The organism is Paraburkholderia suaedae (assembly GCF_040812055.1).
In the GTDB taxonomy this organism is placed as follows: domain Bacteria; phylum Pseudomonadota; class Gammaproteobacteria; order Burkholderiales; family Burkholderiaceae; genus Paraburkholderia.
This window is the reverse complement of the sequence record NZ_JBFOAH010000006.1, coordinates 218,622-231,050: the sequence shown is the minus strand read 5'-3', so window position 1 is coordinate 231,050 and position 12,429 is coordinate 218,622. Positions and strand designations below refer to the sequence as shown.

Sequence of the window (12,429 nt, the reverse complement as noted above, 5' to 3'; positions counted from 1 at the left end):
TGTAGTTTTTCTACTAACATGGCGTCGTCGGTTGAGCCGACGCCCCCGCGACACCTACCTGGCCAAGCGCCGTGTGCCCGACGCCAGCGACGAAGGAGCTCCCATGGTTTCCCCGCATTCGCAACTGTTGAAGGTCACGCGACGCGTGGTCGAGCGCAGCAAGCCCACCCGCGGCGCCTATCTGGCCCGCATCCATCACGCGCAGGGCAAGTTTCCGGCGCGCGGCGCGCTGTCGTGCGCGAACCTGGCCCATGGTTTCGCCGGTCTCGAAGGTAACGACAAGCTCGTCATCAAGCAGATTCGCGAGCCGAACATCGGCATCGTGTCCGCGTACAACGAGATGTTGTCGGCCCACGCGCCGTACAAAAACTACCCGGACATCATCAAGCAGGCCGCGCGCGAAAACGGCGGCGTCGCGCAGTTCGCGGGCGGCGTACCGGCCATGTGCGACGGCGTCACGCAGGGCAACGCGGGCATGGAACTGTCGCTGTTCTCGCGCGAAGTGATCGCGATGAGCACGGCGGTTGCGCTCACGCACAACATGTTCGACGCCGCGCTGTGCCTCGGCATCTGCGACAAGATCGTGCCGGGCCTCTTGATCGGCGCGCTGCAATTCGGCCATCTGCCGACCATCTTCGTGCCGGCCGGCCCCATGGCGAGCGGCCTGTCCAACGACGAGAAAGCCAAGACACGGCAACGCTTTGCGACCGGCCAATGCGGCCGCGACGCGCTGCTCGAAGCGGAAGCCGCCGCGTATCACAGTCACGGCACCTGCACGTTCTACGGGACCGCCAACAGCAATCAGATGCTGATGGAAGTGATGGGCCTGCATCTGCCGGGCTCGGCCTTCGTGCATCCGCATACGCCGCTGCGCGACGCGCTGACCGCGCAGGCCGCGCGCCGCGTGCTGGACCTGACTGTCGAGCGCGGCAACTACATGCCGATCGGCCATGTGATCGATGAGAAAGCGGTGGTCAACGGCATAGTCGCGTTGCTGGCCACGGGCGGCTCGACCAATCACACGCTGCACCTTGTGGCGATCGCGCGCGCGGCGGGCATCGTGATCGACTGGGACGACTTCGACGCGTTGTCGCAAGCAGTGCCGCTGCTCGCGAAGATCTACCCGAACGGCAAGGCCGATGTGAATCACTTCCATGCGGCCGGCGGCGTCGCGTTCCTCGTGCGCAATCTGCTGGAAGGCGGCTTGCTGCACGAGGACGTGAACACGGTGGCGGGCAAAGGGCTGAAGCATTACACGGAAGAGCCCAAGCTGATCGACGGCAAACTGCAATGGGTGCCGGGCGTGCAGGCGAGCGAAGACACATCGGTGCTGCGAGGCATCGAGGAGCCGTTCCAGCCGGACGGCGGCCTGCGTCTGATGCAAGGCAAGCTCGGCCGTGGCGTCATCAAGATTTCGGCGGTCGCGGCGCAACATCGCAAGGTGAAGGCGCCGGCGATCGTGTTCGATTCGCAGGAAGCGGTGCAGGAGGCTTTCGACAAGGGCGAACTGAAGCGCGATTTCATCGCCGTGGTGCGCTTTCAGGGCGCGCGGGCAAACGGCATGCCCGAGCTGCATCGTTTGACGCCGTTGCTCGGTGTATTGCAGGATCAGGGTTTCCATGTCGCGCTGGTCACGGACGGCCGCATGTCGGGCGCCTCGGGCAAGGTGCCGGCGGTGATCCACCTGTCGCCGGAAGCGTTGCTGCAAGGCCCGATCGGCAAGGTGCGCAGCGGCGACATGCTGCTGATCGACGCCGAAGCGGGCGTGCTCGACGTCGAAATCGACGCGGCGGAGTGGGCCGCGCGGCCGAACGCGGAGCCGAAGCATCAGGCGGAAAACGAAGTCGGCTTCGGCCGCGAGCTGTTCGGTGTGTTCCGCGCGGCGGCTGCGCCGGCGGAGCAGGGGGCGTCGGTGTTCGGCAAGATGGTGGGTGAACACGCAGACCTGCACACGGCTCAGCACGCCACGCACCGCGGCACGGCGCCAAAAGCGCATACCGACAAACACACCAGCCCGATCCAAGCCAGCTAAGCGCTGCAGAAAAAGGAGTCTGACCATGACGTCGAAAACAGTAAGCGATATCGTGCGCCTCGGCCCGGTGATTCCGGTGCTCGCGTTCGACTCGGCAGAACAGGGTGAGCACGTGTCGCGCGCGTTGCACGCGGGCGGCGTGAAGGTGCTGGAAATCACGCTGCGCACCGCAGCCGGCCTCGAGGCGATCGAGCGCGCGAGCCACCTGGCCGACGATATCGTGGTCGGCGTAGGCACGATCACGAAGCCCGAGCACTGCGCGCAGGCAAAGAAAGCGGGCGCGCAGTTCGGCGTCTCGCCCGGCCTCACGAAAGAGATCCATCAAGCCGCGCAGGACGCGGGCTTGCCACTGCTGCCGGGCGTGATGACGCCGACCGACATCATCGCGGCACTGGAACTCGGCTATGAGATCGTGAAGTTTTTCCCGGCGCAGCAAGCCGGCGGCGTGCCGATGCTGCAGGCGTTCCACGGACCGTTCCCGACGCTGAAGTTCTGTCCCACCGGCGGCGTCACGGCCGAAACGGCGACGCATTTCCTGTCGTTGTCGAACGTGGTGTGCGTCGGCGGTTCGTGGCTCACGCCGAAGGCTGCGCTGGCTGCGCAGAACTGGGCCGAGGTCACGCGCCTCGCGCGCGCCGCCAGTCAGCTCGCCGCGCCCGCGCACTAACGCCCAACTACTTCGAGCGGCACGATCAAGGCCCGACCAGGAGCCTCGCCGATACAGCCCCCCGGCTGTCGCGCCGAGGCTCCTTTTGCGATTGGATTCGCATGACCGATGCACGCGCGCTATCGGGAAACAACCAGTAAAATTCACCGTCCGCGCGGTCAGCCGGTTGTCGGGGCAGCGCAGATGGCGATGAGGCCCAGTGCCGGCACTCATTGCGCACAAACAATCAATAACAGAAAGGAGGAGCTTCATGGAAGCTGTCCATGGCAGCATGCTGCTGGTTTACGGGGTGATCTCCATCGCCTTGCTGATCTTGCTGATCACGCGCTTCAAGGTTTATCCGTTCCTCGTTCTCATCATGGTGTCGCTGCTGCTCGGCCTCGTAGCCGGCATGCCAATGGCCAGCATCGTCAAATCGTTCGAAACGGGTAACGGCAACACGCTGGGACACATCGCGATCGTGGTCGGGCTGGGCACGATGCTCGGCAAGATGATGGCCGAATCGGGCGGCGCCGAGCGCATCGCCACTACGTTGATCCACTTCTTCGGTGAGAAGAACATCCACTGGGCGTTGATGGTCGTTGCAATCATCGTCGGCTTGCCGGTGTTCTTCGAAGTCGGCTTCGTGTTGCTGATTCCGATCGCGTTCAACGTCGCGAAGCGCACCAATAAATCGCTGCTGCTGGTCGGCTTGCCGATGGTCGCGGGTCTGTCCGTCGTGCACGGCCTGCTACCGCCGCACCCGGCCGCGATGCTCGCGGTGCAGGCGTATCACGCGGATATCGGCAGGACCATTGCGTATGGGCTGATCGTCGGCGTTCCGACGGCGATCGTCGCCGGGCCGCTGTTCGCGCTGATGGTCAGCCGCTATATCCAATTGCCGAAGGAAAACGCGCTTGCTGCGCAATTCCTGGGCGGCGCGGATGCGAATGGCGTGAACACAAACAACGGCGTGGCGAACAGCGCGGTCAGCAAAGCGCCCAAGCGCGAATTGCCGAGCTTCGGCATCACGCTGTTCACGATCCTGCTGCCGGTGATCCTGATGCTGGTCGGCAGCTGGGCCGATCTCGTGTCCACCCCGAAGACGCTGCCGAACGATCTGCTGCGCTTCTTCGGCAACTCGGACGTCGCGCTGTTGACGGCGGTGCTGGTCAGCTTCTGGACCTTCGGCGCGAGCCGCGGCTTCACGCGCGAGCAGATCCAGAAGTTCTGCGGTGATTGCCTTGCGCCGATCGCGGGCATTACGCTGATCGTCGGCGCGGGCGGCGGTTTCGGCCGCGTGCTGATGGATAGCGGCATTTCGAAGGAAATCGTCAACGTCGCAACAGCGATCCATATGTCGCCGCTTTTGTTCGGCTGGCTCGTCGCGGCGCTGATCCGCCTCGCGACCGGGTCCGCCACGGTCGCGATGACCACCGCCTGCGGCATCGTCGCGCCGATCGCCGCGGCGGGCGCGGTACAGGTCAAGCCGGAGTTGCTGGTACTCGCCACCGGCTCGGGCTCGCTGATCTTCTCGCACGTGAACGACGGCGGCTTCTGGCTGATCAAGGAGTACTTCGGCATGACGGTGGTGCAGACCTTCAAGACATGGTCGTTGCTGGAGACCATCATCTCGCTGATGGGTTTGGGCTTGACCTTCGCGCTCGCGGCGGTCCTGTAAGGAGTTTCAGATGATTCTGATCGCAATGGGCGTGTCGGGCGCCGGCAAGACGAGAATTGGCGAAATGCTGGCGGAGCGCCTGCACTGCGCGTTCACCGACGGCGACGCGTTTCACAGCGCCGCCAACAAGGAGAAGATGCACCACGGCATCCCGCTCACCGACGAGGACCGTTGGCCGTGGCTCAGAACCATCCGCGCGGCGATCGAAGAAAAGCAGAAGGCGGGCGAGACCGCGGTGTTCACGTGTTCGTCGCTGAAACGCTCGTATCGCGACATCCTGCGCGCCGGCGACAAGGACGTGTGCTTCGTCTACCTGAAGGGTTCGCGCGAGTTGCTCGAAGAACGTCTGACCACTCGCACCGGCCATTTCTTCGACCCGTCGCTGCTGCAAAGCCAGTTGGACACGCTGGAGGAACCGGGCCCGGATGAAGCGATCACCGTCAACATCGAGCTGTCGCCGGAAGAGATCGTCGACGAAGTGTTGAAGCAGGCAGGCGAGCGGTGAGTTAGCGCGGGCACCGCGTCTCGCAGGGATAAAAAAGCCGCTCGGTTGTGAGCGGCTTTTCTACGTGTGCCTCGCGCAACGAGGCGCGCGCGTATGAAGCGTGAAACACGACACCTGCGAATCAGGCGATACGCCTGGCCAGTTCCACTGCCTTGCCGATGTACGAAGCCGGCGTCATGGCGAGCAAGCGGTCTTTCGCGTCTTGAGGAATCGCGAGACCGCCGACGAAGCTTTGCAGCGCTTCGCGCGTGATGCCCTTGCCGCGCGTGAGTTCCTTCAACTGCTCGTACGGATTTTCGATGCCGTAACGGCGCATCACCGTTTGCACCGGCTCGGCCAGCACTTCCCAGCAGTTGTCGAGGTCTTCGTTCAGGCGCTGCGCGTTGACTTCGAGCTTGTCCAGGCCGCGGATCAGCGAGTCGTACGCGAGCAGCGAGTAGCCGAATGCGACGCCCATGTTGCGCAGCACGGTCGAGTCGGTCAGGTCGCGCTGCCAGCGCGACACCGGCAGCTTGTCGGCGAGGTGGCGCAGCGTGGCGTTCGCGAGACCCAGGTTGCCTTCGGAGTTTTCGAAGTCGATCGGGTTGACCTTGTGCGGCATCGTCGACGAGCCGATTTCGCCGGCCTTGGTGCGCTGCTTGAAGTAGCCGACCGAGATGTAGCCCCACACGTCGCGGTCCAGATCCAGCAGGATCGTGTTGGCGCGCGACACGGCGTCGAACAGTTCCGCCATGTAATCGTGCGGCTCGATCTGGATCGTGTACGGGTTGAACGTGAGCTTCAGGCGTTGTTCGACCACTTCTTTCGAAAACGCTTCCCAGTCGAACTCCGGATACGCGGACAGGTGCGCATTGAAGTTGCCCACCGCGCCGTTCATCTTGCCGAGCAGTTCGACCTTGGCGACCCGATCGATCGCGCGTTCGAGGCGCGCCGCCACGTTGGCGATTTCCTTGCCGAGCGTAGTCGGGCTGGCCGGCTGCCCATGCGTGCGCGAAAGCATGGGCTGTTCGGCATGCGCATGAGCCAGCGCGACGAGGCGCTGATGCACCGAGCGCAGCGCCGGCAGGATCACGTGTTCGCGGGCGCCGGCCAGCATCAGGCCGTGCGACGTATTGTTGATGTCTTCCGAAGTGCACGCGAAGTGAATGAACTCGCTCGCGCGCTCGAGTTCCGCCTGACCCTTGACCGACTCCTTCAGCCAGTACTCGACCGCTTTCACGTCATGATTCGTCACGCGCTCGATTTCCTTGATGCGCGCGGCGTCGTGCGCGGTGAAGCGCTCGGCCAGTTGCAGCAGGAATCGTTCGGACGCTTCGGAAAAGCGCGGCACTTCGGCGAAGCCGGCGCGCGACAGCGCGATCAGCCAATGGATCTCGACCGTCACGCGATTACGCATGAAGGCGGCTTCCGAAAGCCAGTCGCGCAGGGCTTCGGTTTTGGACGCGTAACGGCCGTCGAGCGGGGAGAGCGCGTTCAGCGCGAAGAGGGTGTCGGGGCGGGTGTCGGACATGATGGGGACCGGGTTGAAGCGTTGAACGCTCAGCGAGCGGATCGGGAACGGAGGGAACCGCGAATTTTACCACTGTGTGCGGACGGCCCATGCTGGCCGTGATTCTGCGGCGCGCCTGGCCACGAGGCGCGCAGGTGCCTGCATGGCAGCCGATCTGTGATCCGCCACCGCCTGAACGCATCACGCCGTAGGCGCGGCCGCTTAGAATGTGACTTCTTCATCTCGCCCGGCAACAGACCCCGCATGGAACTGAAATGGCTCGAAGACTTCGTTTCGCTGGCGGAAACGCGTAGTTTCAGCCGCTCGGCCGAATTGCGCCATGTGACGCAGCCGGCGTTTTCGCGGCGCATCCAGGCACTCGAAGCGTGGCTCGGCACGGAGCTGATCGACCGATCGGTTTATCCGACGCGGCTGACGGCGGCCGGCCAGGTGTTCAACGAGCAGGCGCTCGCGATGCTCTCGCAGTTCCACGAGGCGCGCGCGCTGCTGCGCGGCCATACGGCGACGCCCCAGGCGACGATCGAGTTCGCGGTGCCGCATACGCTGTCGTTGACGTACTTTCCGCGCTGGCTGCAACGCATCGAAGCGCAGATGGGGCCGATCCACACGCGGCTGCGGGCGCTGAACGTGCACGACGCGGCGTTGTCGCTAGTCGAAGGCGGCTGCGATGTCATGATGGGCTATCACCATCCAAGCCACCCGGTGGCGCTCGATCCTGGCCGCTACGACATGCTGACGCTCGGCAACGAGCCGATCAGCCCGTTCTCGGCGCCGGGGCGCGCCGGCCGGCCGCGTCATACGCTGCCGGGCACACCCGAGGCGCCCGCGCCGTATCTCTCCTACACGCCCAACGCGTATCTCGGACGCATGACCGAAGTGATCCTCGCCAATGCGCCGGAGCGCCTCTACCTGGATCGGCTGTACGAAACGGATATGGCCGAAGGGCTCAAGGCGATGGCGCTGGCCGGCCACGGCATCGCCTTTTTGCCGCACAGCGCGGTGGAAGACGCGGTCGCCGACGGCAAGCTGATCCGCCTCGATCGTGCGATGCGCGGCACGCCCGAAGGACAGCTCACGCTGAGCATGGAGATTCGCCTGTACCGCGACAAGCTCGCGGCCAAAAGCGACGATGCGCGCCAGGTGTTGGTGCGGCAGTTGTGGGACGTCGTCTCGGAAGAACTGGGACACGACGCCGCATAAAAAAACCTGCGTCGCGACGACGGGAACTTGCGGCTTCGCCGTGGTTATGCAAAAAAAACATAATCGGATAAGGAAACGGCATTGGATTTCAAAACGGCGTTTTTCGACAATGCTCGTATTCGAACAACGCCGGAGCGCTCATGTCTTCCCAGCAGCAAGTTGCCCAGTCCGCATCAACGTTGCAGTCGGTTCCCTCTTACCTCAATCGTGAGGACCTCGGCCCTTGGGGCAACTACCTGCGTCAGGTCGACCGCGTCGCGCCGTACCTCGGCTCGCTGTCGCGCTGGCTGGAAACCCTCAAGCGCCCCAAGCGCATTCTGATCGTCGACGTGCCCATCGAACTCGATAACGGCACCGTCGCGCACTTCGAAGGTTATCGCGTGCAGCACAACGTGTCGCGCGGTCCGGGCAAGGGCGGCGTGCGCTATCACCAGGACGTGACGCTGTCGGAAGTGATGGCGTTGTCCGCGTGGATGTCGGTGAAGAATGCCGCGGTCAACGTGCCGTACGGCGGCGCGAAGGGCGGTATCCGGGTCGACCCGCGCACCCTCGCGCGTGGTGAGCTGGAGCGCATCACGCGCCGCTACACCAGCGAAATCGGCATCATCATCGGGCCGAATACCGACATCCCCGCGCCGGACGTGAACACGAACGAGCAGATCATGGCGTGGATGATGGACACGTACTCGATGAACCAGGGACAGACGGCCACCGGCGTCGTGACCGGCAAGCCGATCACGCTGGGCGGCTCGCTGGGCCGTCGCGAGGCGACGGGCCGCGGCGTGTTCGTGGTCGGTTGCGAGGCGGCGCGCCGTATCGGCTTCGATATCGCCGGTGCGCGCATCGCCGTGCAAGGCTTCGGCAATGTCGGCGGGATTGCCGCGCGGCTGTTCCAGGAAGCGGGCGCGAAGGTGGTCGCCGTGCAGGATCACACCGGCTCGCTGTACAAATCGACCGGCATCGACGCGGGCGCGCTGATCGAGCACGTTGCGAAAACAGGCGGCGTGGGCGGCTTCCCCGAAGCGGATGCCGTGAGCAACGAAGATTTCTGGACGATCGAATCCGACATCCTGATTCCGGCGGCGCTCGAGAATCAGATCACGGAAAAGAACGCCGGAAACATCAAGACCAAAATCGTCGTGGAAGGCGCCAATGGCCCGACCACCACGGGGGCGGACGATATCCTGCACGATCGCGGCATTCTCGTGATCCCGGACGTGGTGGCCAATGCGGGTGGCGTGACGGTGTCGTACTTCGAATGGGTGCAGGACTTTTCCAGTTTCTTCTGGACCGAGGACGAGATCAACCAGCGCCTCGAGCGCGTCATGCGCGAAGCGTTTGCCGCGGTGTGGCAGGTGTCGAGCGAGCAGAACGTGTCGGTGCGCACGGCGGCGTTCATCGTCGCTTGCAAGCGCATCTTGCAAGCGCGGGAGATGCGCGGTCTGTACCCCTGATTTTTATTTGAACGGGGGCTGCGCCATCCTGCGCATTCGCCGGCGGTTCTTGCCTGAACGCGGTCCACAAGACCGCGCGTCGTACCGGCGGGCGGCATCGGATCGATGCCGCCCGCTTTGCATATGCGCAACAGGTGCGCTGGCGCCTTTCAAGCGGTGCGAGCCGTTAGCGGCGCGCACGCAACAGCATGGTTTATAGCCATACTTTCATATTAGTTACTTTGCTAAACTGGCGCCGGTTATTGCCTAGGAGATCCTCACATGAAGGTTAAACAAGCTGCGCTGCTGCTCGCGACTCTCGGACTGTTCACGCTCGGCGCGCACGCGCAAGACGCGGGTACGCTGAAAAAGATCAAAGACACGGGCGTCATTTCGCTGGGTCATCGCGAATCGTCGATCCCGTTTTCATACTACGACGACAAGCAGAACGTGATTGGCTACTCGCAAGAGTACGCGATGAAAGTCGTGGAGGCCGTCAAGCAGAAGCTGAACATGCCTAACCTGAAGGTGAAGCTGACGCCGGTCACGTCGCAGAACCGCATTCCGTTGGTGCAGAATGGCACCGTGGACATCGAATGCGGTTCCACCACGAACAATCTGGAGCGCCAGCAGCAGGCCGCGTTCACGAACACCATCTTCGTGATCGGCACGCGCCTGATGACCAAGAAAGACTCCGGCATCAAAGACTGGGCCGACCTGAAGGGCAAGACGGTCGTCACGACCGCCGGCACCACCTCCGAGCGCCTGCTTCGCAAGATGAACCAGGACAAGAGCATGGGCATGAACATCATCAGCGCGAAGGACCATGGCGAATCGTTCCTGACGCTGTCCACGGGTCGTGCCGCGGCGTTCATGATGGACGACGCATTGCTCGCGGGCGAACGCGCGAAGTCGAACAACCCGGGCGATTACGTGATCGTCGGCGCGCCGCAATCGCGTGAAGCGTACGGCTGCATGCTGCGCAAGAACGATCCGGAGTTCAAGAAGGTCGCCGACGACGCGATCGCCAAAGTGCAAGTCTCGGGCGAAGCCGATCAGATCTACAAGAAGTGGTTCGAATCGCCGATCCCGCCTAAGGGCCTGAACCTGAACTTCCCGCAAAGCGACGACATGAAGGCGCTCTTCAAGCATCCGAACGACAAGGCAATCGATTAAACCTTAGCTGTTTCTCTGAAACGCTGAACGAAACGGAAGGGGCCACGCGCTTCTTCCGTTTCTTTTTGCTGGAGTCTTGGTCATGTCATATCACTGGAACTGGGGCATTCTGCTGAGTCCGGTCTCCACCGGCGAGCCGACCACGTACCTGGGCTGGTTGTTCTCGGGCCTGTGGGTCACGGTTACCGTGTCGCTGTCCGCATGGGTGATCGCGCTGATCGTCGGCTCGCTTTTTGGCGTGCTGCGTACGGTGCCGAACAAATGGGCGTCGGGCATCGGCACGGTCTACGTGGCGATTTTCCGTAATATCCCGCTGATCGTGCAGTTCTTCATCTGGTATCTGGTGATACCGGAGCTGCTGCCCGTCTCGATGGGTACCTGGTTCAAGCAACTGCCGCCGGGCGCGCAGTTCTTTTCGTCGTCGATCATCTGTCTCGGGCTGTTCACTTCCGCCCGCGTGTGCGAGCAGGTGCGCTCGGGCATCAACGCGTTGCCGCGCGGCCAGCGCGCCGCGGGTCTGGCGGTGGGCTTCACGCAATGGCAGACGTATCGCTATGTGCTTCTGCCGGTCGCGTACCGGATCATCGTGCCGCCGCTCACGTCCGAATTTCTGAACATCTTCAAGAACTCGGCGGTTGCCTCGACGATCGGTCTGCTCGACCTGTCCGCGCAAGCGCGGCAACTGGTCGACTATACGTCGCAGACGTACGAGTCGTTCATCGCGGTCACGGTGGCGTACATGCTGATCAACCTGGTGGTGATGCAGCTGATGCGCTGGGTCGAAGCGAAAAGCCGGTTGCCCGGCTATATCGGAGGCAAGTGATGCATCATTTCGACTGGAGCGGTATTCCGGGCGCACTGCCTACGCTGTTGATCGGCGCCATCGTCACCGTCAAGATCACGTTGATCGCGATCGTGTTCGGCATTATCTGGGGCACGGTTCTGGCGATGCTGCGGCTGTCGTCGTTCAAACCCTTCGAGTGGTTTGCGAAGGGTTACGTGACGATCTTCCGTTCCATCCCCCTGGTGATGGTGCTGCTGTGGTTCTTTCTGATCGTGCCGCAGGTGCTGCAAAACGTGCTCGGCCTGTCGCCGGACATCGACATTCGCCTCGCGTCGGCAATGGTCGCATTCTCGCTGTTCGAGGCGGCGTACTATTCGGAGATCATTCGCGCGGGCATCCAGGCGGTGCCGCGCGGACAAGTCAACGCGGCGTTCGCGCTCGGCATGACCTACGGGCAGGCCATGCGCCTGATCGTGCTGCCGCAGGCATTCCGCGCGATGGTGCCGCTGCTGCTCACGCAGGGGATCGTGCTGTTTCAGGACACGTCGCTCGTCTACGTGATCAGCCTCGCCGACTTCTTCCGCACCGCCACGAATATTGGCGATCGTGACGGTACGAATGTCGAGATGGTACTGTTCGCGGGCGCGTGTTATTTCGTGATCTGTGTGGTCGCGTCGAGCCTCGTCAAAAGTCTTCAGAAAAAGGTCGCAAGATGATCTCTATCAAGAATGTTTCGAAGTGGTACGGTCAGTTTCAGGTACTGACCGACTGCACGACGGAAGTCAAAAAAGGTGAAGTGGTGGTGGTGTGCGGGCCGTCGGGCTCGGGCAAGTCCACGCTGATCAAGACGGTCAACGGCCTCGAGCCGTTTCAGAAGGGCGAGATCGTCATCAATGGGCAGTCGCTGACCGACAAGAAAACCAATCTGTCGAAGCTGCGTTCCAAGGTCGGCATGGTGTTCCAGCACTTCGAACTGTTCCCGCATCTGACGATCGTGCAGAACCTCACACTTGCACAGATCAAGGTGCTGGGCCGCTCGACCGAAGAAGCCACGACCAAGGGCTATAAGCTGCTCGATCGCGTCGGTCTGCGCGCGCATGCCGACAAGTTTCCGGGACAGTTGTCGGGCGGTCAGCAGCAGCGCGTGGCGATTGCGCGTGCTTTGTCGATGGACCCGATCGCGATGCTGTTCGACGAACCGACTTCGGCGCTCGATCCCGAAATGATCAACGAAGTGCTCGACGTGATGGTCGAACTCGCGCAGGAAGGCATGACCATGATGTGCGTCACGCACGAAATGGGTTTTGCCAAGAAGGTCGCACACCGCGTGATCTTCATGGACAAGGGCTTGATCGTCGAGGACGACCGCAAGGAAGACTTCTTTGCGAATCCGAAGTCCGATCGCGCGAAGGACTTTCTGGCGAAGATCCTGCACTGAGGGGTTGGACGGCCGGTGCTTGCC

General features: G+C 62.8%; 11 protein-coding genes. 10 read left to right on the top strand and 1 reads right to left on the bottom strand.

Annotated features, from left to right (window positions below):
• Positions 1-103 precede the first annotated feature (103 nt).
• The 4 genes from edd to ABQJ48_RS11670 all read left to right on the top strand — a co-directional run bounded on the left by edd (position 104) and on the right by ABQJ48_RS11670 (position 4,864).
• Positions 104-2,032 (top strand): phosphogluconate dehydratase, encoded by a 1,929-nt coding sequence (edd, locus tag ABQJ48_RS11685; RefSeq protein ID WP_367838174.1) that lies wholly within the window; start codon positions 104-106, stop codon positions 2,030-2,032.
• A 25-nt stretch (positions 2,033-2,057) separates the two neighbouring features.
• On the top strand, positions 2,058-2,699 hold the full coding sequence (eda, locus tag ABQJ48_RS11680) for a bifunctional 4-hydroxy-2-oxoglutarate aldolase/2-dehydro-3-deoxy-phosphogluconate aldolase (protein WP_367838173.1): 642 nt from the start codon (positions 2,058-2,060) through the stop codon (positions 2,697-2,699).
• Positions 2,700-2,949: 250 nt separating this feature from the next.
• Positions 2,950-4,359 carry a GntT/GntP/DsdX family permease gene (locus ABQJ48_RS11675; RefSeq protein ID WP_367838172.1) on the top strand — a complete coding sequence of 470 codons (1,410 nt, stop codon included), beginning with the start codon at positions 2,950-2,952 and terminating at the stop codon, positions 4,357-4,359.
• A gap of 10 nt (positions 4,360-4,369) precedes the next feature.
• Entirely contained in the window at positions 4,370-4,864 is a 495-nt protein-coding gene (locus ABQJ48_RS11670; protein ID WP_367838171.1) for a gluconokinase, read from the top strand.
• 121 nt (positions 4,865-4,985) lie between these two features.
• Here the strand turns inward: ABQJ48_RS11670 and purB are convergent, their stop codons facing one another.
• Entirely contained in the window at positions 4,986-6,374 is a 1,389-nt protein-coding gene (purB, locus tag ABQJ48_RS11665; RefSeq protein WP_367838170.1) for an adenylosuccinate lyase, read from the bottom strand.
• 243 nt (positions 6,375-6,617) lie between these two features.
• On the opposite strand from purB, the gene ABQJ48_RS11660 reads away from it, so the two are divergent.
• The 6 genes from ABQJ48_RS11660 (at position 6,618) to ABQJ48_RS11635 (ending at position 12,405) form a co-directional block, all read left to right on the top strand.
• Positions 6,618-7,574, top strand: coding sequence for a LysR family transcriptional regulator (locus ABQJ48_RS11660; protein WP_367838169.1), 957 nt, complete (start codon positions 6,618-6,620; stop codon positions 7,572-7,574).
• A gap of 140 nt (positions 7,575-7,714) precedes the next feature.
• Complete coding sequence (locus ABQJ48_RS11655; RefSeq protein WP_367838168.1) at positions 7,715-9,028, top strand: Glu/Leu/Phe/Val family dehydrogenase; 1,314 nt, start codon at positions 7,715-7,717, stop codon at positions 9,026-9,028.
• A 261-nt stretch (positions 9,029-9,289) separates the two neighbouring features.
• The gene (locus tag ABQJ48_RS11650) at positions 9,290-10,183 is read left to right on the top strand and encodes a glutamate/aspartate ABC transporter substrate-binding protein (protein ID WP_367838167.1); all 894 of its coding nucleotides are present in this window, start codon (positions 9,290-9,292) and stop codon (positions 10,181-10,183) included.
• Positions 10,184-10,265: 82 nt separating this feature from the next.
• Complete coding sequence (locus tag ABQJ48_RS11645; RefSeq protein ID WP_367838166.1) at positions 10,266-11,006, top strand: amino acid ABC transporter permease; 741 nt, start codon at positions 10,266-10,268, stop codon at positions 11,004-11,006.
• On the top strand, positions 11,006-11,683 hold the full coding sequence (gene gltK, locus ABQJ48_RS11640) for a glutamate/aspartate ABC transporter permease GltK (RefSeq protein WP_367838165.1): 678 nt from the start codon (positions 11,006-11,008) through the stop codon (positions 11,681-11,683). The genes ABQJ48_RS11645 and gltK overlap by 1 nt, the downstream gene beginning before the upstream one ends.
• Positions 11,680-12,405, top strand: a complete 726-nt coding sequence (locus tag ABQJ48_RS11635) for an amino acid ABC transporter ATP-binding protein (RefSeq protein WP_367838164.1) — start codon at positions 11,680-11,682, stop codon at positions 12,403-12,405. Before gltK ends, ABQJ48_RS11635 begins: the two co-directional genes overlap by 4 nt.
• Positions 12,406-12,429 lie beyond the last annotated feature (24 nt).

Excerpts from the sequence above, each read along its gene's own strand:
- eda (WP_367838173.1), top strand. The coding sequence starts at position 2,058 with ATGACGTCGAAAACAGTAAGCGATATCGTGCGCCTCGGCCCGGTGATT.
- ABQJ48_RS11660 (WP_367838169.1), top strand. The coding sequence starts at position 6,618 with ATGGAACTGAAATGGCTCGAAGACTTCGTTTCGCTGGCGGAAACGCGT.
- ABQJ48_RS11645 (WP_367838166.1), top strand. The coding sequence starts at position 10,266 with ATGTCATATCACTGGAACTGGGGCATTCTGCTGAGTCCGGTCTCCACC.
- purB (WP_367838170.1), bottom strand. The coding sequence starts at position 6,374 with ATGTCCGACACCCGCCCCGACACCCTCTTCGCGCTGAACGCGCTCTCC.
- gltK (WP_367838165.1), top strand. The coding sequence starts at position 11,006 with ATGCATCATTTCGACTGGAGCGGTATTCCGGGCGCACTGCCTACGCTG.
- ABQJ48_RS11650 (WP_367838167.1), top strand. The coding sequence starts at position 9,290 with ATGAAGGTTAAACAAGCTGCGCTGCTGCTCGCGACTCTCGGACTGTTC.
- ABQJ48_RS11635 (WP_367838164.1), top strand. The coding sequence starts at position 11,680 with ATGATCTCTATCAAGAATGTTTCGAAGTGGTACGGTCAGTTTCAGGTA.
- ABQJ48_RS11670 (WP_367838171.1), top strand. The coding sequence starts at position 4,370 with ATGATTCTGATCGCAATGGGCGTGTCGGGCGCCGGCAAGACGAGAATT.
- ABQJ48_RS11675 (WP_367838172.1), top strand. The coding sequence starts at position 2,950 with ATGGAAGCTGTCCATGGCAGCATGCTGCTGGTTTACGGGGTGATCTCC.
- edd (WP_367838174.1), top strand. The coding sequence starts at position 104 with ATGGTTTCCCCGCATTCGCAACTGTTGAAGGTCACGCGACGCGTGGTC.
- ABQJ48_RS11655 (WP_367838168.1), top strand. The coding sequence starts at position 7,715 with ATGTCTTCCCAGCAGCAAGTTGCCCAGTCCGCATCAACGTTGCAGTCG.